The sequence below is a fragment of the Rhizobium sophorae genome (assembly GCF_013087515.1).
GTDB classification, from domain to species: domain Bacteria; phylum Pseudomonadota; class Alphaproteobacteria; order Rhizobiales; family Rhizobiaceae; genus Rhizobium; species Rhizobium sophorae.
Genome location: NZ_JABFCN010000029.1, coordinates 58,859 through 80,862 on the forward strand (window position 1 = coordinate 58,859; position 22,004 = coordinate 80,862).

Genomic DNA, 22,004 nt, shown 5'->3' on the forward strand with positions numbered 1-22,004 from the left:
GGCGTCACCTCTCGATTTTAAGGCGATGGCGTCAGGCTCTTTCCTTGACAAAGCACCTGCTGCCTCGCATCAAAACATGCCCGCGCGGATTGTGCTGATTTGTGACGGGACATGAAGAAATCGGTGCATGCCCGATAACACGCAGTGCGAGGATGGGACGATCGGAATGGCAAGCGCAAGAAAGATCATCATCGACACGGATCCCGGTCAGGACGACGCGGCCGCCATCATGCTTGCCTTCGGCAGCCCTAATGAGCTGGAGGTGCTGGGAATCACGACGGTCGCCGGCAATGTGCCGCTTTCGCTCACCAGCCGTAATGCGCGCATCATCTGCGAGCTCTGCGGCCGGACGGAGACGAAGGTTTTCGCCGGCGCCGACGCGCCGATCGCCCGCAAGCTGGTGACCGCCGAACATGTGCACGGCAAGACCGGCCTCGACGGTCCGGACCTCAGCGAGCCGACGATGGTGCTGCAGCCCGGCCATGCCGTCGACTTCATCATCGAGACGCTGCGCCGCGAGCCTGAAGGCACGGTGACGCTGTGTACGCTCGGGCCGCTCACCAATATCGGCATGGCCTTCCAGAAAGCGCCCGATATCGTCCCCAGCATCCGCGAACTGGTGATGATGGGCGGCGGCTTCTTCGAGGGCGGCAACATCACGCCGGCGGCAGAATTCAACATCTATGTCGATCCCGAGGCGGCCGATATCGTCTTTCGCTCGGGCGTTCCGATCGTGATGATGCCGCTAGACGTGACGCATCAATTGCTGACCCGTAAGGACCGGGTGAAGCGCATGGCCGAGATCGGCACGGCGCCGGCAAAGGCCATGGTCGAGATGCTGGAATTCTTCGAACGTTTCGACATCGAGAAATACGGCTCCGACGGCGGGCCGCTGCACGACCCGACCGTTGTCGCCTACCTGCTGAAGCCGGAGCTTTTCAAGGGCCGGGACTGCAATGTCGAGATCGAGGTCCAGTCCGAACTTACCGTCGGTATGACCGTCGTCGACTGGTGGCACGTGACCGAGCGCAAGCGCAATGCCAGGGTCATGCGCCATGTCGATGCGGACGGCTTCTTCGATCTGCTGATCGAACGCTTCGCCCGCATCTAAAACTTCGGTTTACCTTCCTCGCGAGGAGGAAGGAAACGATCTCAGGCGTCTTTCTCGTCGAAGACGGAATTGGTTTCGGCTTCGGCCGGCTTCGGGCCGCCCTTGGCAACGCCGACCATGGCCGGGCGCAGCACGCGCTCGCCGATGGTGAAGCCTGCCTGAACAACCTGGACGACCGTGTTGTTCGGCACGTCCGGGTTCGGCACCTCGAACATCGCCTGATGGAAATTCGGATCGAACTTCTGGCCAACCGGCTCCAGCTTGCGGACGCCGTGGCGCTCGAGAGCCGACAGCATGGCGCGCTCGGTCATCTCGACACCTTCGATCAGCGTGCTCAGGCCGGCATCGGCGGCAGCCTTGGTCTCCGGAGAGATGGCATCAAGGGCGCGGCGCAGATTGTCGGAGACGGCGAGCATGTCGCGCGCGAAACCCGCGACGGAATAGGACTTGGCATCCTTCACCTCACGCTCGGTGCGTCGGCGCAGATTGTCCATCTCGGCAGCAAGGCGCAGATAACGGTCGCGCAGTTCGCCGTTTTCGGCTTTCAGAAGCTCGATCGGGTCCGGCTGGGCGGGCTCTTGCTGCGCAATTTCGTTCTCGACGTAGGCGGCAGCGTCGGCTGCGGCATCGGCCGCAGTTGCGTCAGGTCCGTTTTTCGTCGTGTCATCGGTCATGACGGTCTCCGGTTGGTGTCTTCAGATGCGCCCGATATCGAGGTTTGACCGAAAAAAATCAAGTCTGCGTGACAAAGAAGCGAAAATTCCGCGCAGTTGGTAGCTGCGCATCAAAGCTGATTGCGCGAAAGGCGGGAGACGAGCTGGGCCGTATAGTCCACCATCGGCACGATGCGGGAATAATTGAGCCGCGTCGGGCCGATGACGCCGACGGCACCGACGATGCGATCGTCGTCGTCCCGATAGGGCGCGACGATGAGCGACGAGCCGGACAGCGAGAAGAGCTTGTTTTCCGAACCGATGAAGATGCGCACACCCGAACCGCTTTCGGCGAGATTGAGGATCTCGATCAGGCTGTCCTTCTTCTCGAGATCGTCGAACAGCAGGCGCAGCCGGTCGAGGTCCTCGGCGCCGGCGAGGCCTTCGAGCAGGTTAGCGCGGCCGCGGATGATCAGCTGCGTCGGCTTTCCCTCGTCCGGGCTGCCGGCCCAGACAGCAATGCCGCGCTCGACCAGATCGCGCGACAGGGCATCGAGTTCGTGACGGACGTCGTCTTTCAGCCGGCTTAACTGCTTGCGAAGCTCCGGCAGGGTCTGGCCGGACATATGGGCATTGAGGAAATTCGCCGCCTCCGTCAGCTGTGAGGAGGTGACGCCGGCCGGCAGCTCGATGATGCGGTTTTCCACCTGATCATGATCGCCGACGAGCACGGCCAGCGCCTTTGTCGGTTCGAGCCGGATGAATTCGACATGTTTCAGCACCGGATCGCTTTTCGAGGTGATGACGAGGCCGGCGCCGCGGGAAATGCCGGATAACATGCGGCTTGCCTCGTTCATCATCGATTCGACGGGATTGCCGCCGCTTTCGGCCCGTACCTGACGGTCGATGTTGGCGCGTTCCTCGGCGGAGAGATCGCCGACCTGCATGAAGGCATCGACGAAGAAGCGCAGGCCGATCTGGGTCGGCAACCGGCCGGCGCTGACATGCGGCGAATAGATCAGGCCGAGCTCTTCGAGATCGCTCATGACGTTGCGCACCGAGGCCGGCGACAGCGACATCGGCAGGATACGGGACAGGTTGCGCGAACCGAGCGGCTCGCCGCTTTCCAGATAACCTTCGACGATGCGACGAAAAATTTCCCTGGAGCGCTCGTCCAGCGCAGCTACGGCATCCGAAACCGACGTCGACCTGATGCCCATGAAGCTTTCGAACCCGCGCTGATGATACTTCCCGAAAATATAGTCAAACTAACACCCGTGGCAAAAGGGAATTTGCAAATGAGCGCCGCCAATCGTAGAAGCGGTCAAATAAACCCCAGGAGATAAGAATGCGGCCTTCAGGCAGAAAAATCGACCAGATGCGCAAGGTCTCGTTCGAGCGCAATTTTTCCAAGCATGCGGAAGGCTCCTGCCTGGTGAAGTTCGGCGATACGCATGTGCTCTGCACGGCGAGCCTCGAAGAAAAGACGCCGCCATGGCTGCGCAACACCGGCAAGGGCTGGGTCACGGCCGAATACGGCATGCTGCCGCGGGCGACCGGCGAACGCATGAAGCGCGAGGCCGCCGCCGGCAAGCAGGGCGGCCGCACCCAGGAAATCCAGCGGCTGATCGGTCGGTCGTTGCGCGCCGTCGTTGACCTGCAGGCGCTCGGCGAACGGCAGATCACGCTCGATTGCGACGTCATCCAAGCCGATGGCGGCACGCGGACAGCCTCGATCACCGGCGGTTGGATCGCGCTTTACGACTGCCTGAAATGGATGGAAAGCCGCAACATGATCAAGGTCGACCGGGTCCTGAAGGATCATGTCGCCGCCATTTCCTGCGGTATCTTCGCCAGCCAGCCGGTGATCGATCTCGATTACCTCGAAGATTCCTCGGCCGAGACCGATGCGAACTTCGTCATGACGGGCACCGGCGGGATCGTCGAGATCCAGGGCACGGCCGAAGGCACGCCCTTCAGCGAGGGCGAATTCACCTCGCTGATGCAGCTTGCCAGAAACGGCATCGGCGAACTCGTGGCGCTGCAGAAGCAAGCCGTCGAAGGATGAACCCCATGCTGGAAGGCATGTTGGAAACGGCGCTTTATGCGCGGGATCTCGACCAGGCGGAGGCGTTTTACGAAAACGTTCTCGGACTGGAAAAGATCGCCCGCGCCGCCAACCGGCATGTCTTCTTCCGCTGCGGGCCAGGCGTTCTGCTAATCTTCAACCCCGAGGAAACGGTGAAGCCGCCGGCGCCTGAAGCACTGCAGGTGCCGCCGCATGGCACGACCGGCCAAGGCCATGCCTGTTTCCGGGTGTCCGGCAGCAATATCGACGCCATGGCCGAGAAGCTGGCGGCGGCGGGTGTGGCGATCGAATCCGAGGTGCACTGGCCGAACGGCGGCCGCTCGATCTATTTCCGCGATCCGGCCGGCAACAGCCTGGAATGCGCAGAGGCTAAAATCTGGGGCATCGAACAGGATATCTGAATGCGCAAGCTTGAAACCAAGACCATCGTCGTCGCCAGCCACAATGCCGGCAAGATCCGCGAGATCCAGGAACTGATCGGGCCGCTCGGCTTCACTGCCAAATCGGCGGCGGAGTTGAATTTCGTCGAACCGGACGAGACGGGCACGAGCTTCGAGGAGAATGCGACGATCAAGGCGGTCGCCTCGGCCAATGCCGCCGGCATGCCGGCGCTTTCGGACGATTCCGGGCTGGTGGTCGATGCGCTTGGTGGCGATCCCGGCGTCTACACCGCCAACTGGGCGGAGAGGGCCGACGGCACGCGCGATTTCGACATGGCGATGGCCAAGGTGGAAAAGGCGCTGCAGGATGCCGGCGCGGTAAAGCCGGAACAGCGCACGGCCCGTTTCATCAGCGTGCTCTGCCTCGCCTGGCCGGACGGGCACACCGAGCTGTTCCGCGGCGAGGTGGAAGGCAGCGTCGTCTGGCCGCCGCGCGGCACACTGGGCTTCGGCTACGATCCGGTCTTCCAGCCCAAGGGCTACGACATCACCTTCGGCGAAATGAGCGGCGAGGAAAAACACGGCTGGAACGTCGGCAAGCCGCAAGCGCTGTCGCACCGGGCCCGCGCCTTCAAACTCTTTGTCGAAACCTGCCTGGAGGCATAAGGTCTGTCCGTGGGCACATCAGACACGCCAAGCCTGCTGCGCGATGCAGCACTTTTGCCCGATACCGGTGAGCCGGGCTTCGGCGTCTATGTGCATTGGCCCTTCTGCGCGGCGAAGTGTCCCTATTGCGACTTCAACAGCCATGTGCGCCACCAGCCTGTGGATCAGGAGCGCTTTACGGCCGCCTTCCTGAAGGAGATGGCGACGGTCCGGTCGATCAGCGGGCCGAAGACGGTGACGAGTATCTTCCTCGGCGGCGGCACGCCCTCGCTGATGAAGCCGGAAACGGTCTCGGCCATTCTCGACGGCATTGCACGGCACTGGCATGTGCCTGATGGCATCGAGATCACCATGGAGGCCAACCCTTCGAGCGTCGAGGCCGAACGCTTCCGTGGCTACCGGGCGGCCGGCGTCAATCGCGTCTCGCTCGGCGTGCAAGCGCTGAACGACCGGGATCTGAAATTCCTCGGCCGGCTGCATGATGTCGCCGACGCGCTGAAGGCGATCCGGCTGGCGCGCGACATTTTTCCGCGCATGTCCTTCGACCTTATCTATGCCCGGCCCGACCAGACGGTCGAGGAGTGGGAAAAGGAACTGAGGCAAGCGATCTCCTATGCGGTCGACCATCTTTCGCTCTATCAGCTGACCATCGAGGAAGGCACGCCCTTCTACGGCCTGCACAAGGCCGGCAAGCTGGTCGTGCCGGACGGCGAGCAATCGGCGCTGCTCTACGAGGCGACGCAGGAGATCACGGCGCGCGAGGGCATGCCGGCCTACGAGGTTTCCAATCATGCCCGGCCAGGGGCCGAAAGCCGGCATAACCTGACCTACTGGCGCTACGGCGATTATGCCGGCATCGGCCCGGGCGCCCATGGCCGGCTGACGCGTGGCCCGGAGAAGCTCGCGACGGCGACCGAGCGCAAGCCGGAAACCTGGCTCGACATGGTCGAGCGTGACGGGCACGGCATTCTCGACGAGGAGCGGCTCGGCTTCGAGGAACAGTCCGACGAACTGTTGCTGATGGGGCTGCGGCTGAGAGAAGGCGTCGACCTCGCCCGCTGGCAGCAGCTTTCGGGCCGTGACCTCGACCCGAAACGCGAGGAATTCCTGCTCGAACACAAATTCATCGAGCGGATCGGCAATTCACGCCTGCGCTGCACTCCGGCCGGCATGCTGATCCTCGATTCCGTCGTCGCCGATCTCGCCTGCTGACACCCATACGGTGCGTGGATTTGCAGCGCGGCGGCATTGACATCACCGCCGCGCAAGAAGGCATTTCTCAGCCGTGGCTGGTGGCACCCGCCTTGAAGAGGCTACCGGTCGGTGTCTTCAAAAACATCTCCAGCGGAATATGCTCCTGGTGCAGGAAGCCGGTCGCCGGCAGCAGGCCGTCGCGGACCATCTCGATGACGGCGACAGCGGAGGCTGACGTCGTCCAGGCGATCGCCGTGCGGCGCGCGCCGGCAATCTCGATCGGGTAATAGGCGCGCACGAACTCCTTGCGGCGCAGGCTGCCATTCTCGGTGCCTTCGGCGGCGACATGGACATAGACGACGTCGTCTTCAACCGGCGGCTTGGCATTGGTCAGGATCTCGCCGGCGAGCTTGCGCTTGTCGCGCATCAACAGCTCGTGGAAGAAGAAGTTCATCAGCTCCATATGGCCGGGATAACGCATGGTCTTGTAATCGAGATTGTCGATCTTACCGAGCATGGTGTCGCACATGGTGCCAAGGCCGCCCGACGTCGTGAAGGCTTCGAGCTTGACGCCGCCGACGTAGACGGTCTCGTGCCATTCCATCGGCGAGACGAGCTTGCGCACACCGCCCTCGATGACCTCGCAGTCGTTCAGATATTCGTTGACGACGCCCTCAGGCGACCAGTTGAAGGCGTAGCCGAGCAGCCCGGTCGGATGTTGCGGCAAGGCGCCGACGCGCATGCGGATCGACCGGCAGCGATCAAAGCCGTCGGCCAGGCTTGCGCCGACGATGCCGACGAAACCCGGCGCCAGGCCGCACTGCGGCGCCATCAGGCCGCGGGCGGTCTTCGACAGCTCGATGATGAAATTGGTTGTGGGAACGTCTTCGGTCAAATCGAAATAATGAATGCCGGCAAGATGGGCGGTGCGCGCCAATTCGATGTTCAAATGATAGGGCAGGCAGGAGAGCACTGCCTCGACATTCGAGAGCAGTTCGCCGATCACTTGCGGGTCGGAGATATCGCCGGTGCGGCACTTGAAGGGGACGTCGCTCAGCGGCAATTGCGCATCGACGCCAACGACCTCGAAGCCGCCTTCATGCAACAGCGTCGCCGCCAGCCGTCCGACCTTGCCCAGACCGAGAACGGCGATCTTTTCGAAACTCATTCATTCCTCCCACGCGCCGTTTTGGCGCTTCAGTCTTTGACATGCACGTCATGCGCGGGAGGTATAGAATAAAAAACTTATAAAAGAAAACGGCCGGAATCGCTTCCGGCCGTGGATTTTTCGGGAAAACCAGTCGATTATTCGTTGATCAGGCGCTTCAGAAGCTCGACTTCATGCGAAAGCTTGGTGTCTCCCGAAATCAGCTCCTCGATCTTGCGCACCGCATGCAGCACGGTCGTGTGATCGCGCCCGCCGAAACGGCGGCCGATCTCCGGGAAGGAGCGCGGCGTCAGCGTCTTCGACAGATACATGGCGATCTGGCGCGGCTTGACGATGACGCGGGTGCGCCGGTTCGACACCAGTTCCTGGCGCGAGACGTTGTAATGCCTTGCGACGATGCGCTGGATATCCTCGATGCGCACACGACGAGGCTCGCCGGAGCCGACCAGATGGGCGAGCAACTCGTCGACGCGCTCGATAGACAGGTTCGGCTCGAAGGAGCGACGGAAGACCAGCTGGTTGAAGGCGCCTTCGAGTTCGCGGCCGCTGGCCGTGACGTTGCGGGCGACATGCTGGAGCAGTTCGGCCGGAATTTCGAGCGACGGATCTTCGAGCCGGGCGACAGCCAGGCGACGCTTGAGGATTTCGAGACGCATCTCGTAATCCGGCGCGTCGAGTTCGATCGCCACACCGCCCTGCAGGCGCGAGCGGACGCGGGGGTCGAGCGACTCCAGCTCCCAGGGCGCACGGTCGGCAGCAACAACGACCTGCTTGGCGCTGTCGAGCAGCATGTTCAGGAGATGGCAGAATTCATGCTGGATCATCTTGCCCTGCAGGAACTGCATGTCGTCGATGATCAAGAGATCGATGTTCCGCAGCGAATCCTTCAGCGTCAGCGCATCATTGTCGCGGATCGCGGTGGCAAAGCGCCACATGAAATATTCGGCCGTCAGATAGACGACGCGCAGAGCCCGCGGGTTCTGCACCGCGGCATTGGCGACCGCCTGCAGCAGGTGGGTCTTGCCGAGGCCGACGGTCGAATGGATGAAGAGCGGGTTGAAGCGCACAGCGCCCTGACCGGCTTCCGCGATCGTCTTTGCAGCCGCAAGTGCTACCCGGTTGGAGCTGCCTTCGACGAAGGTGTCGAAGGTAAAGCGGCTATCGAGTGGCGAACCGAAGAGCGGCGAGCCAAAGCTTGCGGGCCTTGCGGCGGCAACAGCCGAAACCGCCTGCTGGACGGCCTGACCGGCCGGTTGCGCGCTTGTCGGGCGGCGCATCTGCGCGGTGGCGGCTGGTTCCGGCGCGACCGCCTCATCGAGTGCCTTGGTGCCGTGGCGCGTTGCCGTGCGCACCAGGACTTCAATCTTCAGAATTTCCGGATCTTCGGCCTGGAACAGACCGGTGATGAGATCGAGATAACGATTGTTGATCCACGACTTCAGGAAGGTCGTGGGGACCGAAAGGCGAACGACGCTCTTCGATACCGAATGCAGCTTCAGCCTGGCAAACCAGCTGGCATAGACGTCAGGACCGACCTGGGCCTTCAAGCGCGCGCTGACGCGCTCAAACAAAATGCTCTGCTTCATTTCCGCCTTTGCTTCGCCCACTTCGAGGCGAATGGATCCGAACGTCTGCGGTGCCGCATCCCCATTCTCGAGCCCGCCCGTCGTCATCGTATTCATCTGCATAATGCCGCCTTTCAATTCCACCGGGCGGCATCCGCTAAACAGCCGCCCGATCATTCCCCGCTTTGGCGGGCTGACGGATCCTCATGAGCCGCTCGCCTGCCGGTTCACTCAAAAACACTGGCCCCTCAACGGGACCGACGCAGAACTCCGTTGCAGGGGCCGCATTCATGCAGCAACCTTCATCGGCTTTCCGTGTCAGGCTGGCGGTCGAACCTCGTTTTCGGCCGACCAGCCCGAACGCAATATTACTTTACCTTCTCCGGCGGCCTCGCCTTAAACGTGTAGCCACTGAAGGCACAAAACATCCCCGCTCCGTAACAGCCACGTTACGGCTCAAATCCGTCGAGTGCTTGAAAAGACGGAAGCGCAGGGCTCCGTAACAAAAGGCACAAACTCATCGCCCTGCCGACGTGGCAGTTAAAACCGAGCCTCTGCAGGTGATGTCCGCGCCCTCTGTTGGAAGCCATTTAGGCAGGATCAAACGGCAATATCAACGATGAATTTTACGCAAAATTAACAAGCGGCCATTGACTCCGCCTGCCCTTTTCGGGCGTCACACCAGCGTCAAAAAAGAATCGCAGTTGAATCAAAGAGATTCCCCCGTTCGGGCTATTTTGACACGCATTGAAAGAAAAAAAATAAAATCCTCTTGACTCCCCTGTGGTCCGGGAAGCTTGGGGCAGAGTCGCGCAGTGCAAAAGCATCCTTGCGCAAGCCTTTGTTCTTAAACGCTTTTTCCTGTCATGGCGTTGACACGAAACAGTCGTGAGATTAACCATGCAGGGGCTGATCGGTTGAATCGAAAAAGCCCGGTAAAATTACCGGGCTAATCATAAAGAAGAAGTCCTTAACGGAAGATTACGCGGTCGTGGTGACCGAAAGAGCCTTCACACGAGCGGCCAGGCGCGAGACCTTGCGCGATGCCGTGTTGGCATGCAGCACGCCCTTGCTGGCGGCGCGGGCAAGCTCGGGCTGAGCCGCCAGGAAAGCTTCCTTCGCCTTGGCGGCGTCACCGGATGCGATGGCCTCTTCGACCTGGCGAACGAAAGTACGAACGCGCGAGCGACGAGCCTTATTGACGTCGGTACGGCGGGCGATCTTGCGGGTCGCTTTTTTCGCCGAAGTTGTATTGGCCATGGATGCCTCTCTCAAGAATTCGAACAAACTCCGCCATTACCGCGGGCCCTGCGGCCACAAAATCCAGCAATGCGGGAGCAATCGCGGAAAACCAAACCGGCTTTCCGAACCGTGGGCGGGCATATAACTCTAAAGCCGGCCCACGTCAACGCGGATTTTCAAGCTTTACTACCGGCAAGCACCTAAAAGCATTCAACGGTGCGTAAAAGCAGGTTTGCGCTTCTCGACGAAGGCCGCCATGCCTTCTTTCTGGTCGTCCGTGGCAAAGAGACTGTGAAACAGGCGGCGCTCGAAACGCAATCCCTCCTCCAGCGTCGTCTCGAATGCGCGGTTGACCGCCTCCTTGGCCATCATCACCGAGGGGCGCGAAAGCGAAGCGATCTTTTCGGCCGCGGCAAAAGCCTCGTCGAGCAGGCGATCGGGCGCCACCACACGCGAAACGAGTCCCGAACGTTCCGCCTCGGCCGCATCCATCATGCGGCCGGTCAGGATGAGATCCATTGCCTTCGCCTTGCCGACGGCGTGCGTCAGCCGCTGCGAGCCGCCCATGCCGGGAATGACGCCGAGGGTGATTTCCGGCTGGCCGAACTTCGCCGTCTCCGAGGCGATGATGAAATCGCACATCATGGCGAGTTCGCAGCCGCCGCCGAGCGCAAAGCCGCTGACGGCTGCGATCACCGGCTTGCGCGCCTTGGCGATCTCATCCCAGCCGCTGATGAAATCACTCTTATAGATATCGGCGAACTCAAGCGGCTTCATCTCCTTGATATCGGCGCCGGCGGCAAAGGCGCGCTCGGAACCGGTCAGCACGATCGCCCCGACCGTCTCGTCGGCGTGGAAGGCGGCATAGGCCTCTCTCAGCTCCTTCAGGACGGTGGAGTTCAGCGCGTTCAGCGCCTGCGGGCGGTTCAGCGTGACGAGGCCGACATTGCCTCGGGTTTCGACAATCAGGGTCTCATAGGCCATGCTGTTCTCCCGGTTTCTCACTCTTGCTTCTGGCAGGCTTACTTCTGGCAGGTGGCGCAATAGAAGGTGGAGCGACCCGCCTGGACGATGCGGCCGACCGTACCGCCGCAGCCGGGCGTGCGGCAAGCCTGACTTTCGCAATCATAGACGGAGAAGGAATGCTGGAAATAGCCGAGCGATCCGTCGGTCTGGATATGGTCGCGCAGCGACGATCCGCCGGCGGCGATCGCATCGGCGATGACGTCGCGGATCGAGGCGACGAGCAGCTCGAGTTGCGCCTTCGGCCGGCCAGTCGCCGTCACCAGCGTGCCGGCGGCGCGGATCGGCGAAAGATGCGAGCGCCAAAGCGCTTCGCAGACATATATATTGCCGAGGCCGGCAATATTCTTCTGGTCAAGCAGCGCGCTCTTCAGCGGCTGCGCCTTGTCCCGAAAGCGTTCGGCCAGATAGGCGGCGCTGAGCTCGTTTCCCGTCGGCTCCGGGCCGAGATCGCGGAAAAAGGGATGGGCGGCGAGATCGGCGCGTCCCACCATATCCATGAAGCCGAAACGGCGCGGATCGTTATAGACGACGCGGCGGGGGCCGCTGGCCGCTTGCAGATGGAAGACGACGTGATCGTGCTTCTCGTCCTTCGAGCGGGCATGGTGGAATTCGCCCGGCATGCCGGAGGCAGCCCCCTCCTCAATGCGAAAAGAACCGGACATGCCGAGATGCGAAATCAGCGTGTTGCCGTCGTCGAGATCGACCAGCAGATATTTGGCGCGGCGGCCAAGGCTGACGATGGTGCGGCCGGAAACCCTGTCCGCGAAAGCATCGGGAAAGGGGAAGCGCAGATCGCCGCGGCGCAGCTCCAGCCTGGTGACGCGCGTGCCCTCCATCGCCGGCGTCAGGCCGCGTTTCACCGTTTCGACTTCTGGCAATTCCGGCATCTTAACCCATCTATCTCTAACGTGTTTCAACCGGCGACGATGTGCGCTATAGCGCCAGTGTGCCGCGGAAAACGCGGCCCATAGATAACGTCGCGCGCGGTCTTTCGCTATGGCCGTCGCGCCCGAATCTTCAGGAACGGAGCAGTCTGATGTCAGAAAGCCGCACTTCCGCCGATGGCGGTATGGAGACCTCCTACGGCTTCCGCGAGGTGCCTGACGGCCAGAAGCAGGGCCTGGTCAACCAGGTGTTCCACAAGGTCGCCAAGCGCTACGACATCATGAACGACGTCATGTCGATGGGCATGCACCGCGTCTGGAAGGATGCGATGATCTCGGCGCTGAACCCGCGCAAGGAGGCTGGCTACAAGGTGCTCGACGTTGCCGGCGGCACTGGTGATATCGCCTTCCGCATCGTCGAGGCGTCGGGCAGACAGGCGCATGCCACGGTGCTCGACATCAACGGTTCGATGCTCGGCGTCGGCGCCGAGCGGGCGGAAAAGAAGAAGCTTTCCGCCAATCTCACCTTCGTCGAGGCGAATGCCGAGGAACTGCCTTTCGAGGCAGGCAGCTTCGACGCCTATACGATCGCCTTCGGCATCCGCAACGTGCCTAGGATCGATGCGGCGCTGTCTGAGGCCTATCGCGTCTTGAAGCGCGGCGGGCGGCTGCTGGTGCTGGAATTTTCCGAAGTCGATATGCCGCTTCTCGACAAGGTCTACGACGCCTGGTCGTTCAATGCCATTCCGCAATTCGGCAAGGCGATCACCGGCGATGCCGAACCCTACCAATATCTGGTGGAATCGATCCGCAAGTTCCCGAACCAGGAGAATTTCGCGGCAATGATCCGCCAGGCCGGTTTTTCGCGTGTCACTTTCACCAATTATACCGGCGGCATCGCCGCACTCCATTCCGGCTGGAAGCTCTGACGCATGACGCCGAAAAGTGTAGAGCGGTTTTCGAATAGCGTCGCGCGAGAATCAAACAGAACATGAGTACTTTCGGCGCATATTTCCGCCTTTGGCGCGTCGGCTGGGTGCTCGTGCGTGAGGGTGTCGTGTCAGCCCTTCCTTCCGAAGGGCTGCCACCTCCGGTGGCGCTCGCCAAATCCTTCGTCACGATTTTCGAGCGAAGCAAGGCGCGGCATCAGAAGCGCAGCGACCGGTTGGCCCAGGCGGTCGAGCGGCTCGGCCCTTCCTATGTGAAGATCGGGCAGTTCCTGGCGACGCGGCCGGATGTCGTCGGCGTCGAATTCGCCAACGACCTGTCGCAGCTTCAGGACCGCATGGCCTTCTTTCCCTCGGCCGCCGCCAAAGCCAGTATCGAAGGCTCGCTCGGGCGGCCGATCGGCGAGCTCTATGCAAGCTTCGGCGATCCGATCGCCGCCGCCTCGATCGCGCAGGTGCATCCGGCCGAGGTCGAGACGGCAGAGGGCCGGAAGAAGGTCGCCGTCAAGATCGTGCGACCCGGCGTGCGCCAGCGCTTTGCCCATGACATCGAGGCGATGTATCTCGTTGCCCATATGCAGGAGCGTTTCCTGCCGTCCAGCCGGCGGCTGCGGCCGGTCGAGGTGACGAAGACGCTGGAGCAGACGACCAAGGTGGAGATGGATCTTCGCCTGGAGGCGGCAGCCCTTTCCGAGATCGCCGAAAATACCGAAAAGGACCCGGGTTTCCGCGTGCCGAAGGTCGACTGGGAACGCACCGGGCGCGACGTCATCACCATGGAGTGGATCGACGGCACGAGGATGTCCGATGTCGACGGCCTGCGCGCGGCGGGCCACGATCTCAACCTGCTTGCCGATACGCTGATCCAGTCGTTCCTGCGCCACACTCTGCGCGACGGCTTCTTCCATGCCGACATGCATCCGGGCAATCTCTTCGTCGATGCGGGCGGCATGATCGTCGCCGTCGACATGGGCATCGTCGGGCGGCTGGGCAAGAAGGAGCGGCGGTTCCTCGCCGAAATCCTCTATGGCTTCATCACCCGCGACTATATCCGCGTCGCCGAGGTGCATTTCGAGGCCGGCTATGTGCCCGGCCACCACAATGTCGAGAGCTTCGCCCAGGCGATCCGGGCGATCGGCGAGCCGATCCATGGACAGCCGGCCGAGACGATCTCGATGGGCAAGCTGCTGACGCTGCTGTTCGAAGTGACCGAACTTTTCGACATGGCGACGCGGCCGGAGCTGGTGATGCTGCAGAAGACCATGGTCGTGGTCGAGGGCGTATCGCGCATGCTCAATCCGCGCTTCAACATGTGGAAAGCCTCCGAGCCTGTCGTCGGTGACTGGATCCGCACCAATCTCGGGCCGAAACGGATCGCCACCGATCTCAAGGATGGGCTGAAGGCGGCGGTCAAGCTCGCCGAAGCCGTGCCCGAAATCGCAGCGAAGACCGAAAAATTCCACCATCAGCTCCTGCGTATGAGCGAACACGGGCTGCGCTTCGACGCTGAGACGGCGGATGCGATCGGCAAGGCCGAAGCACGGCACAACCGCTCGGCCAAGGTTGCTTTGTGGGTCATCGCATTGACGCTTCTCTATATTGCCTGGATGCTGAGCTGACCGCCTGCCAAAAACATGCTGTGTTCGGCATTTGGGATATCCCATATGACGGAGGGCTCGCTTAGTCTCACTTTTAAGGAGATAGGCACATGAAGCACGAACACCTTGGCATCGAACTTTCCGGACGACCGCTCGGTTTTGCCGAGATGGTAACGATTGGTGCGGGCAAGGCTGCGATTTCGGCTTCGGCGACAGGCATGGCCCGCATCGCGATCGCCCGCGAGATCGTCGAGGATGCTATTGCCTCCGGCATGCCCGTCTACGGCTCGACGACAGGTGTCGGCGCCATGAAGGATGTGGAGTGGTCGGCCGACGAACTCGACACCTTCAATCTCGGCCTGGTGCGCGCCCATCATTTCGGCACCGGCACACCGTTTTCCTGCAATATCGTGCGTAATGCCATGGCGATCCGCATCAACACGGCTCTGACCGGCCAGGTCGGCTGCACGCCGGAGCTAATCGAGGCCTATATCAGAATGCTCGAGGCCGATCTCATCCCGGTCGTGCGCCGCACCGGCTCGATCGGCTGTGCGGATATCGGGTTGATGGGACAGATCGGTGCGGTGCTGACCGGCGTCGGCGAAGCGATCTATCGCGGCAACCGGATGCAGGCGGCCGAGGCTTTCCAGGCGGCCGGGCTGGAACCGATGCGGATGGCGCCGCGCGACAGCCTCGCTTCGCTCAGCATCAATGCGGTAAGCTTTGCCTCGGCAGCGGAAACGACGCGCAACGCCGCGGCCTCGATCCGCGTCCTGCTGGCGACGGCGATGATGGCGGCCGGCGCGCTTGGCGCCTCCCGCGACCCCTGGAAGGCGGTCCGGCATGTCGGAACGGCGCGCGAAGCGCTGATCGGCGCCTGGCTCTGCAATGCCTCCGACGAATGGAACTGGCCCGTGGCAACGCATGTGCAGGACCCGCTCAGCCTGCGCATGATCGCGCAGGTGTTCGGCGCGGTGATCGAGAACCTCTTATCGACTGGCCACAAGATCCTTGCCGCCACCGGGCGCTCGGACGACAATCCTGTCGTGGTCGAAGGCCGGGTGATGACGTCGGGAGGGTCGCTGCCGCTCGATGTGACGATCCTGCTCGAATCGGCAGCACTCTGCATGGCGCATGCGGCGCGCAACGCCTTCAACCGCTGCGTCATTCTCGGCAACGGCCAGCGGCGCGACCTGCCGGTCAATCTCGTGCCGCCGGGGCGGATTGCCACCGGTTTCGGGCCGATCATCAAACTTGCCGGCGAGATCTTCTCGCGCGTGCTGTCGATGTCCAATCCCGTGTCGGCCCAGTCGCTGGTGGTTGCGGCCGGACTGGAGGACGAGGCTGCCTTCCTGCCGCTCGTCATCGAGCGCTTCGACCGACAGATGCGGGCGCTGAAGCGCCTCGCGGCCCTTGAGGCGCTGCTATCGGCCCAGGCGATCGACATTCTCGGCGATGAACCGAAGGGTGTTGCCGCCATGCTCTACGAGGTGGTGCGCAAACATGCGGATTTCTATACGGTCGACCGACCGCTTTCGGCGGAAGTGGAGGCGATCGAGGAGGAACTTGGTTCGGACGACTTCGTTACGAAGCTGACCGAGCAGGTTCCGATCGCCTCCTTCGACGATTTCTTCGCCCTCGGCTCGCTGGAGCGCATCGAGGAGCGGCTGTCAGGCCAGGAACCGGCAACAGTCTGATCTGGTTTAGGGAGGAAGCGGCATGGACTTCGATCTCGTTTTGCAGGGCACGGTGGTGCTGCCGGACCGCATTCTCGACGAGGGCTATGTCGCCGTGCGCGACGGCAAAATCGCCGAGGTTGGCCTCGGCGTGCCGCCTGCGGGCCGCGAACGGCATCTGCTCGGAAAAGCGCTGATTCTGCCCGGCGCGATCGACGCCCAGGTGCATTCGCTTTCGCAGAAGGACCAGGAGGATTTCATCTGGTCGACACGCTCGGCGGCGGCCGGCGGCGTGACGACGATCGTCGACATGCCCTATGACGAAGGCAATCTCGTCTGTTCGGCAGCGGCGGTGAAGCGGAAGATCGACCACGCCGGTCCGCAGGCGCGCGTCGATTTCGCGCTTTATGGCACCGTCGATCCGGAAGAAGGCCCGACGCGGATCCGCGAAATGGTGGAGGCAGGCGTCTCGGCCTTCAAATTCTCGACCTTCGGCACCGACCCCAAGCGCTTTCCGCGCATTCCACCGGCCCTGCTCGACGCCTGCTTTGCGGCAATCGCGCCGACGGGGCTGACGGCAGGCGTGCACAATGAAGACGACGAGGCGGTGCGCACTTACATGGAACAAGTGAAGGCGAGCGGCATCACCGACTGGCGGGCGCACGGCCTGTCGCGGCCGCCGATCACCGAGCTGCTGGCGATGCATACGATCTTCGAGACCGGCGCCAATACCGGCTGCCCGGCGCATGTGGTGCACTGCTCGCTCGGGCGCGGCTACGATCTCGCGCGCGCCTATCGCCGCGATGGCTTTGCGGCGACGGTCGAATGCTGCATCCACTACCTGACGCTCGACGAGGAAAACGACGTGAAGCGGCTCGGCGGCAAGGCGAAGATCAATCCGCCTGTGCGGCCGCGCGCCGAGGTGGAGAGGCTCTGGCGGAAGGTGGCTGAGGGTGATGTCTGGCTGGTTTCGACCGATCACGTCAGCTGGTCGGAGAACCGCAAAACCAATCCCGACATGCTCGCCAACGCATCCGGCGTTCCCGGCCTCGAGGTGATGGTGCCGCTTTTCGTCAAAGGTGCCATCGAACGCGGCATTCCGCTGACATGGGCCGCCAGGCTGATGGCGGAGAACCCGGCGAAGCATTTCCGGCTCGACCATATCAAGGGCGCGCTGACCCCTGGCAAGGATGCCGATATCACCGTGCTCGAACCGCGCGACAGTGTCTATGATGCCGCCGTGAGCGGCAACAACGTCGTCGGCTGGAGCCCCTATAACGGCATCCGCCTGCCCTGGACCGTTTCCGCCACCTACCTCAGGGGCGAAAAGATCGCCGAGGGCGCCAAGGTGCTGGCCAAGCCCGGCACCGGCCGCTTCGTGCGGCCGCTGCCGCGCCAGGCCATTCCGGGAATTGAAGCATGAGCCGCAATCTACCCGTCAATGCCAGCCGGATCGCTGACGATATCGATACGTTGGCCGGGATCACCGAGCCGGGGCATCCCTGGACGCGACGGGCCTTCTCGCCGCTCTTTCTCGACGGCCGTGCCTATATCGAAGCGCGGATGAAGGTGGCGGGGCTGGAAACGCGGATCGATGCCGCCGGCAATCTGATCGGCCGCCGGACAGGCCGGAAACCGTGGCTCGGCACGATCATGGTCGGGTCGCATTCCGACACGGTGCCGGACGGCGGCCGCTTTGACGGCATCGCCGGCGTGATCTCGGCGCTGGAGGTGGCGCGCGCGCTGCGCGATCAGAATATCGAACTCGATCACGATCTCGAAATCGTCGATTTCCTTGCCGAGGAGGTGAGCATCTTCGGCGTCTCCTGCATCGGCAGCCGCGGCATGACCGGCCAGCTGCCGGAGGCCTGGCTTTCGCGCGTCAGCGACGGGCGCGACCTGGCTGAGGGCATCGCCCAGGTCGGCGGCAGACCCGATGTGCTGATGCAGCAGAACAGACCAGATATAGCGGGCTTTCTCGAACTCCATATCGAACAAGGCCCGGTACTCGAAGCCGAAAAGGAGGATATCGGCATCGTCACTGCGATAGCGGGCATCACCCGCATCGAGATCACCGTCGAAGGGCGAGCCGACCATGCGGGCACGACGCCCATGGACCGGCGGGCTGATGCACTGGTCGCGGCATCGCAGCTGGTGCTCGACATCCGCAACGCCGCTGCAGAACTTGCCAAAATGCCGGGCCATTTTGCAGCAACGGTCGGGGAATTCAGGATCGAGCCGAACGCCGCCAATGTCGTGCCGTCGAAGGTGGTGCTGCTGATCGATGGCCGTGCCGAAATCCGCGCCGACATCGAGGCATTCTGCCGCTGGCTCGACGGCCATGTCGAAAAGCTGGCAGGCGCCTACGGCGTGACGATCAAGACGCCGAACCGGGTTTCCGACAATCAGCCGACGCCTGGCGATGCCGGTCTGCTGTCGACCTTGGAGGCTGCCTGCGAACGGGTCGGCGCAAAACATCGGCGCATGGCCTCCGGCGCGGGACACGATACCGCCTGGATCGCCAAGGTGGCGCCGGCGGCGATGATCTTCGTGCCCTGCCGGGACGGCCGCAGCCATTCGGCTGACGAATGGGCTGAAAACGACGATATCGCACTCGGCGCCGCCGTGCTTTTCGAAGCTGTGCGCGAGATGGACAGGAACTCGAAAGAGGAGAAGACCGATGGGACGCATATTGGTTGAGAAGGACGTGGAAGCTGCCGTCAAAGGCGGCTCCGTCTATGCCGCCGGCGGCGGCGGCTGGGCCGATCACGGGCGGATGCTTGGGCTTGCCGCCGTCAATGTCGGCAAGCCGGAGCTGGTCTCGATCGACGAGTTGAAGGACGAGGACTGGATTGCCACCGCAGCCGCGATCGGCGCGCCGGCCTCCACCACCCCTTGGGAAATGCAGGGCATCGATTATGTGAAGGCCGTGCAATTGCTACAGGAGGCGCTCGGCGAAAGGCTTTCCGGGCTGATAATCGGCCAGAACGGCAAATCCTCGACGCTGAACGGCTGGCTGCCGTCGGCGATCCTCGGCACCAAGGTGGTCGACGCGGTCGGAGATATCCGCGCGCATCCCACAGGCGACATGGGCTCGATCGGCATGGCCGGTTCGCCCGAGCAGATGATCCAGACTGCCGTCGGCGGCAATCGCGCCGAGAACCGTTACATCGAGCTGGTGGTGAAGGGGGCGACGGCGAAGATCTCGCCGGTGCTGCGCACTGCTGCCGACCAATCCGGCGGCTTCATCGCCAGCTGCCGCAATCCGCTCCGGGCCTCCTATGTCCGCGCCCATGCGGCGCTCGGCGGCATCTCGATGGCGCTTGCGCTCGGCGAGGCGATCATCGCGGCGGAGAAGCGCGGCGGATCTGCCGTCATCGACGCGGTCTGCAAGACGACGGGCGGCCATATCCTTGCCGAAGGCGTCATCACCCGCAAGGACGTCGTCTACACCAAGGAAGCCTTCGACATCGGCACGATCACCGTCGGCGCAGGCGAAAAGTCGGTGACGCTGCATGTGATGAACGAATATATGGCGGTGGACGATGCGGATGGCAAAAGGCTTGCCACCTTCCCCGCCGTCATCACCACGCTTTCGCCGGAGGGCGAGCCGCTCAGCGTCGGCCAGCTCAAGGAGGGTATGCATGTCTTTATCCTGCATGTGCCGATGGAGATCATTCCGCTGTCGGCAAGCGTGCTCGATCCGACCGTCTATCCCGTCGTCGAAAAGGCGATGGGGATCGAGATCGCACGCTATGCACTGGCGACGAAGGCCTGAGCCATGGCGCGCGATCCCGGTCTCGAAGAACTGATGCGTGAGGAACTCGGCGATCGGCCGGGCCTTGCCGAAAAATCCATGTTCGGCGGCTGGGCCTTCATGCTCAACGGCAATCTTCTCTGCTGCGCGCGGAATGACGGCATGCTGATCCGTCTCGGCAAGGGCAATGACGGCTGGGCGCTCGCGCTGCCGGGCGTGATCCAGATGCTGTCGGGCGAGCGTGTGATGCATGGCTGGGTGCGAGGCGGAGCCGAAGTTTACGGCGACGATGCCCTGAGACGGCGCTTGCTTGGTGCGGCACTTGCCTATGTGGAATCGCTGCCCAGCAAATAACGAACGAAGGCGGAGCAAACGAGGAACCCACGATGCCGAAGGCCAATCCACGTCATCCGAAATTTCCGATTCCCGGCGGGCCGGAACTGCGCGCCAAGGGCTGGCGGCAGGAGGCACTGCTGCGGCTGCTCGAAAACGTGCTCTCCGTCGGCGAGGATCCCGAAAACCTGATCGTCTATGCCGCTCTCGGCAAGGCGGCCCGCAACTGGGCGGCGCACAAGGGCATCGTCAAGGCGCTGACCGAGATGGAAGAGGACCAGACGCTGCTCATCCAGTCCGGCAAGCCGATCGGCCTCGTCCGAACGCATGCCAAGGCGCCGCTGGTCATCATGGCCAACTGCAATATCGTCGGGCAATGGGCAAAGGCGGAAGTGTTCTACGAGCTGCAGCGCAAGGGACTGATCTGCTGGGGCGGGCTGACGGCCGGCGCCTGGCAATATATCGGCAGCCAGGGCGTCATCCAGGGCACGTATGAGATCTTCATGCGTATCGCCGAGCGGCGCTTCGGCGGCGATCTCCTCGGCCGGTTCGTGCTGACGGCCGGCCTCGGCGGCATGGGCGGGGCGCAACCGCTCGCCGGCCGCATGGCAGGGGCGGCGATCCTCTGTGTCGACATCGATCCGGAGCGGGCCCGCAAGCGCCAGCAGATCGGTTATCTCCAGGAAATCGCCCCCGATCTCGATACCGCCCTTCATATGATCGATGCGGCGGTGAAGGACAAGCGGGCGCTGTCCGTCGGCCTCGTCGGCAATGCGGCGGAAGTCTATCCCGAGATCGCCCGCCGCGGCATCGTGCCCGATATCGTCACCGACCAGACCTCGGCGCATGACCTCGTCTATGGCTACGTGCCGAAGGGCATGAATCTCGAGCAGGTCAAAGGTCTGCGCGACGATGGCCAGGGGCAATTGATGGCGGCAAGCCGCGCCTCGATCGTCGAGCATGTGACGGCCATGCTGGAATTCCAGAAGCGCGGCTCGGAAGTCTTCGACAACGGCAACCTGATCCGCACACAAGCCAAAGAGGGCGGCGTTGCCAATGCCTTCGACATTCCGATTTTCACCGAAGCCTATCTCAGGCCGCTGTTTGCCCGGGCGATCGGCCCGTTCCGCTGGATGGCTCTGTCAGGCGAGGAGAGCGATATCGCCCGGATCGACGACCTGCTGCTCGAAATGTTCCCCGACAACAAGATCATCACCAACTGGATCCGGCTGGCGCGCGAGCACGTGCCCTTCGAGGGGCTGCCGGCCCGCATCGCCTGGCTCGGCCATGGCGAACGCACCTCACTCGCCCGCCGCATCAATGCACTGGTTGCGAGCGGCGAACTCAAAGGTCCGGTCGCCTTCTCCCGCGACCATCTCGATGCCGGCGCCATGGCGCATCCGAATATCATGACCGAGGGGATGAAGGACGGCTCGGATGCGATCGCCGACTGGCCGCTGATTGATGCGATGATGCTGTGCGCGTCGATGGCCGATCTGGTCGTCATCCATTCCGGCGGCGGCGGCTATGCCGGCTACATGACGAGCTGCGGCGTTACCGTCGTCGCCGACGGCACGGACGCCGCCGACGAACGGCTCGACCATGCACTGACCAATGATACGGCGCTTGGCGTCATGCGATACGCCGATGCCGGTTACGAGGAGGCGCTGGACGAGGTGGCGAAGAAGGACGTGCCCTATATCCGGCTTGGTTGA

The 22,004-nt window shown here is 62.8% G+C and carries 20 protein-coding genes; 13 read left to right on the forward strand and 7 right to left on the reverse strand.

Annotated elements, in window-relative coordinates; translation table 11 throughout:
* The first annotated feature begins 166 nt into the window (after nt 1-166).
* Nucleotides 167-1,111 (forward strand): nucleoside hydrolase, encoded by a 945-nt coding sequence (locus G9X64_RS17150; protein WP_168307961.1) that lies wholly within the window; start codon nt 167-169, stop codon nt 1,109-1,111.
* A 41-nt stretch (nt 1,112-1,152) separates the two neighbouring features.
* On the opposite strand, the gene grpE is transcribed toward G9X64_RS17150, so the two are convergent.
* Together grpE and hrcA are read right to left on the reverse strand one after the other, a co-directional pair.
* Nucleotides 1,153-1,785, reverse strand: a complete 633-nt coding sequence (gene grpE / locus G9X64_RS17155; RefSeq protein ID WP_168307962.1) for a nucleotide exchange factor GrpE — start codon at nt 1,783-1,785, stop codon at nt 1,153-1,155.
* A 110-nt stretch (nt 1,786-1,895) separates the two neighbouring features.
* Complete coding sequence (gene hrcA / locus G9X64_RS17160) at nt 1,896-2,984, reverse strand: heat-inducible transcriptional repressor HrcA (RefSeq protein WP_003556035.1); 1,089 nt, start codon at nt 2,982-2,984, stop codon at nt 1,896-1,898.
* A 128-nt stretch (nt 2,985-3,112) separates the two neighbouring features.
* Between hrcA and rph the strand changes: the two genes are divergently transcribed.
* The 4 genes from rph to hemW are packed head-to-tail and all read left to right on the forward strand — an operon-like array spanning nt 3,113 to nt 6,111.
* Complete coding sequence (rph, locus tag G9X64_RS17165; protein WP_011650181.1) at nt 3,113-3,832, forward strand: ribonuclease PH; 720 nt, start codon at nt 3,113-3,115, stop codon at nt 3,830-3,832.
* The gene (locus G9X64_RS17170; protein ID WP_171377019.1) at nt 3,829-4,254 is read left to right on the forward strand and encodes a VOC family protein; all 426 of its coding nucleotides are present in this window, start codon (nt 3,829-3,831) and stop codon (nt 4,252-4,254) included. Before rph ends, G9X64_RS17170 begins: the two co-directional genes overlap by 4 nt.
* Nucleotides 4,255-4,899 (forward strand): RdgB/HAM1 family non-canonical purine NTP pyrophosphatase, encoded by a 645-nt coding sequence (gene rdgB, locus G9X64_RS17175; RefSeq protein ID WP_171377020.1) that lies wholly within the window; start codon nt 4,255-4,257, stop codon nt 4,897-4,899.
* A gap of 9 nt (nt 4,900-4,908) precedes the next feature.
* Nucleotides 4,909-6,111: a radical SAM family heme chaperone HemW gene (hemW, locus tag G9X64_RS17180; RefSeq protein ID WP_171377021.1), complete on the forward strand. Its 1,203-nt coding sequence runs from the start codon at nt 4,909-4,911 to the stop codon at nt 6,109-6,111.
* A 67-nt stretch (nt 6,112-6,178) separates the two neighbouring features.
* On the opposite strand, the gene G9X64_RS17185 is transcribed toward hemW, so the two are convergent.
* From G9X64_RS17185 to mutM, 5 genes are all read right to left on the reverse strand, one after another.
* On the reverse strand, nt 6,179-7,261 hold the full coding sequence (locus G9X64_RS17185; protein WP_171377022.1) for a saccharopine dehydrogenase family protein: 1,083 nt from the start codon (nt 7,259-7,261) through the stop codon (nt 6,179-6,181).
* Between the two features lie 137 nt (nt 7,262-7,398).
* Nucleotides 7,399-8,949 carry a chromosomal replication initiator protein DnaA gene (dnaA, locus tag G9X64_RS17190; protein ID WP_171377023.1) on the reverse strand — a complete coding sequence of 517 codons (1,551 nt, stop codon included), beginning with the start codon at nt 8,947-8,949 and terminating at the stop codon, nt 7,399-7,401.
* 858 nt (nt 8,950-9,807) lie between these two features.
* Nucleotides 9,808-10,086, reverse strand: coding sequence for a 30S ribosomal protein S20 (rpsT, locus tag G9X64_RS17195; RefSeq protein ID WP_003556028.1), 279 nt, complete (start codon nt 10,084-10,086; stop codon nt 9,808-9,810).
* 192 nt (nt 10,087-10,278) lie between these two features.
* Entirely contained in the window at nt 10,279-11,052 is a 774-nt protein-coding gene (locus G9X64_RS17200; RefSeq protein WP_168314621.1) for an enoyl-CoA hydratase, read from the reverse strand.
* 38 nt (nt 11,053-11,090) lie between these two features.
* Entirely contained in the window at nt 11,091-11,981 is an 891-nt protein-coding gene (gene mutM / locus G9X64_RS17205; RefSeq protein WP_168307969.1) for a bifunctional DNA-formamidopyrimidine glycosylase/DNA-(apurinic or apyrimidinic site) lyase, read from the reverse strand.
* A gap of 149 nt (nt 11,982-12,130) precedes the next feature.
* Between mutM and ubiE the strand changes: the two genes are divergently transcribed.
* The 8 genes from ubiE (at nt 12,131) to ertB (ending at nt 22,004) form a co-directional block, all read left to right on the forward strand.
* On the forward strand, nt 12,131-12,907 hold the full coding sequence (gene ubiE / locus G9X64_RS17210) for a bifunctional demethylmenaquinone methyltransferase/2-methoxy-6-polyprenyl-1,4-benzoquinol methylase UbiE (RefSeq protein ID WP_171377024.1): 777 nt from the start codon (nt 12,131-12,133) through the stop codon (nt 12,905-12,907).
* A 62-nt stretch (nt 12,908-12,969) separates the two neighbouring features.
* Entirely contained in the window at nt 12,970-14,544 is a 1,575-nt protein-coding gene (ubiB, locus tag G9X64_RS17215; protein WP_171377025.1) for a 2-polyprenylphenol 6-hydroxylase, read from the forward strand.
* Between the two features lie 89 nt (nt 14,545-14,633).
* A complete protein-coding gene (locus G9X64_RS17220; RefSeq protein WP_171377026.1) occupies nt 14,634-16,220 on the forward strand; it encodes an aromatic amino acid lyase in 1,587 nt (528 codons plus the stop codon).
* 22 nt (nt 16,221-16,242) lie between these two features.
* On the forward strand, nt 16,243-17,622 hold the full coding sequence (ertD, locus tag G9X64_RS17225; protein WP_171377027.1) for a hydantoin-5-propionate amidohydrolase: 1,380 nt from the start codon (nt 16,243-16,245) through the stop codon (nt 17,620-17,622).
* The gene (locus G9X64_RS17230) at nt 17,619-18,899 is read left to right on the forward strand and encodes a Zn-dependent hydrolase (RefSeq protein ID WP_171377028.1); all 1,281 of its coding nucleotides are present in this window, start codon (nt 17,619-17,621) and stop codon (nt 18,897-18,899) included. The genes ertD and G9X64_RS17230 overlap by 4 nt, the downstream gene beginning before the upstream one ends.
* A complete protein-coding gene (ertC, locus tag G9X64_RS17235; protein WP_171377029.1) occupies nt 18,880-19,977 on the forward strand; it encodes a thiohydantoin desulfurase in 1,098 nt (365 codons plus the stop codon). Before G9X64_RS17230 ends, ertC begins: the two co-directional genes overlap by 20 nt.
* 3 nt (nt 19,978-19,980) lie before the next feature.
* The gene (locus G9X64_RS17240; protein WP_168307976.1) at nt 19,981-20,310 is read left to right on the forward strand and encodes a TfoX/Sxy family protein; all 330 of its coding nucleotides are present in this window, start codon (nt 19,981-19,983) and stop codon (nt 20,308-20,310) included.
* Nucleotides 20,311-20,342: 32 nt separating this feature from the next.
* On the forward strand, nt 20,343-22,004 hold the full coding sequence (ertB, locus tag G9X64_RS17245) for a thiourocanate hydratase (protein WP_171377030.1): 1,662 nt from the start codon (nt 20,343-20,345) through the stop codon (nt 22,002-22,004).

Excerpts from the sequence above, each read along its gene's own strand:
- G9X64_RS17200 (WP_168314621.1), bottom strand. The coding sequence starts at position 11,052 with ATGGCCTATGAGACCCTGATTGTCGAAACCCGAGGCAATGTCGGCCTC.
- G9X64_RS17220 (WP_171377026.1), top strand. The coding sequence starts at position 14,634 with ATGAAGCACGAACACCTTGGCATCGAACTTTCCGGACGACCGCTCGGT.
- G9X64_RS17150 (WP_168307961.1), top strand. The coding sequence starts at position 167 with ATGGCAAGCGCAAGAAAGATCATCATCGACACGGATCCCGGTCAGGAC.
- ertC (WP_171377029.1), top strand. The coding sequence starts at position 18,880 with ATGGGACGCATATTGGTTGAGAAGGACGTGGAAGCTGCCGTCAAAGGC.
- ubiE (WP_171377024.1), top strand. The coding sequence starts at position 12,131 with ATGTCAGAAAGCCGCACTTCCGCCGATGGCGGTATGGAGACCTCCTAC.
- G9X64_RS17230 (WP_171377028.1), top strand. The coding sequence starts at position 17,619 with ATGAGCCGCAATCTACCCGTCAATGCCAGCCGGATCGCTGACGATATC.
- ertB (WP_171377030.1), top strand. The coding sequence starts at position 20,343 with ATGCCGAAGGCCAATCCACGTCATCCGAAATTTCCGATTCCCGGCGGG.
- G9X64_RS17170 (WP_171377019.1), top strand. The coding sequence starts at position 3,829 with ATGAACCCCATGCTGGAAGGCATGTTGGAAACGGCGCTTTATGCGCGG.
- mutM (WP_168307969.1), bottom strand. The coding sequence starts at position 11,981 with ATGCCGGAATTGCCAGAAGTCGAAACGGTGAAACGCGGCCTGACGCCG.
- ertD (WP_171377027.1), top strand. The coding sequence starts at position 16,243 with ATGGACTTCGATCTCGTTTTGCAGGGCACGGTGGTGCTGCCGGACCGC.
- rdgB (WP_171377020.1), top strand. The coding sequence starts at position 4,255 with ATGCGCAAGCTTGAAACCAAGACCATCGTCGTCGCCAGCCACAATGCC.
- rph (WP_011650181.1), top strand. The coding sequence starts at position 3,113 with ATGCGGCCTTCAGGCAGAAAAATCGACCAGATGCGCAAGGTCTCGTTC.
- ubiB (WP_171377025.1), top strand. The coding sequence starts at position 12,970 with ATGAGTACTTTCGGCGCATATTTCCGCCTTTGGCGCGTCGGCTGGGTG.
- grpE (WP_168307962.1), bottom strand. The coding sequence starts at position 1,785 with ATGACCGATGACACGACGAAAAACGGACCTGACGCAACTGCGGCCGAT.
- hrcA (WP_003556035.1), bottom strand. The coding sequence starts at position 2,984 with ATGGGCATCAGGTCGACGTCGGTTTCGGATGCCGTAGCTGCGCTGGAC.
- G9X64_RS17240 (WP_168307976.1), top strand. The coding sequence starts at position 19,981 with ATGGCGCGCGATCCCGGTCTCGAAGAACTGATGCGTGAGGAACTCGGC.
- dnaA (WP_171377023.1), bottom strand. The coding sequence starts at position 8,949 with ATGCAGATGAATACGATGACGACGGGCGGGCTCGAGAATGGGGATGCG.
- G9X64_RS17185 (WP_171377022.1), bottom strand. The coding sequence starts at position 7,261 with ATGAGTTTCGAAAAGATCGCCGTTCTCGGTCTGGGCAAGGTCGGACGG.
- rpsT (WP_003556028.1), bottom strand. The coding sequence starts at position 10,086 with ATGGCCAATACAACTTCGGCGAAAAAAGCGACCCGCAAGATCGCCCGC.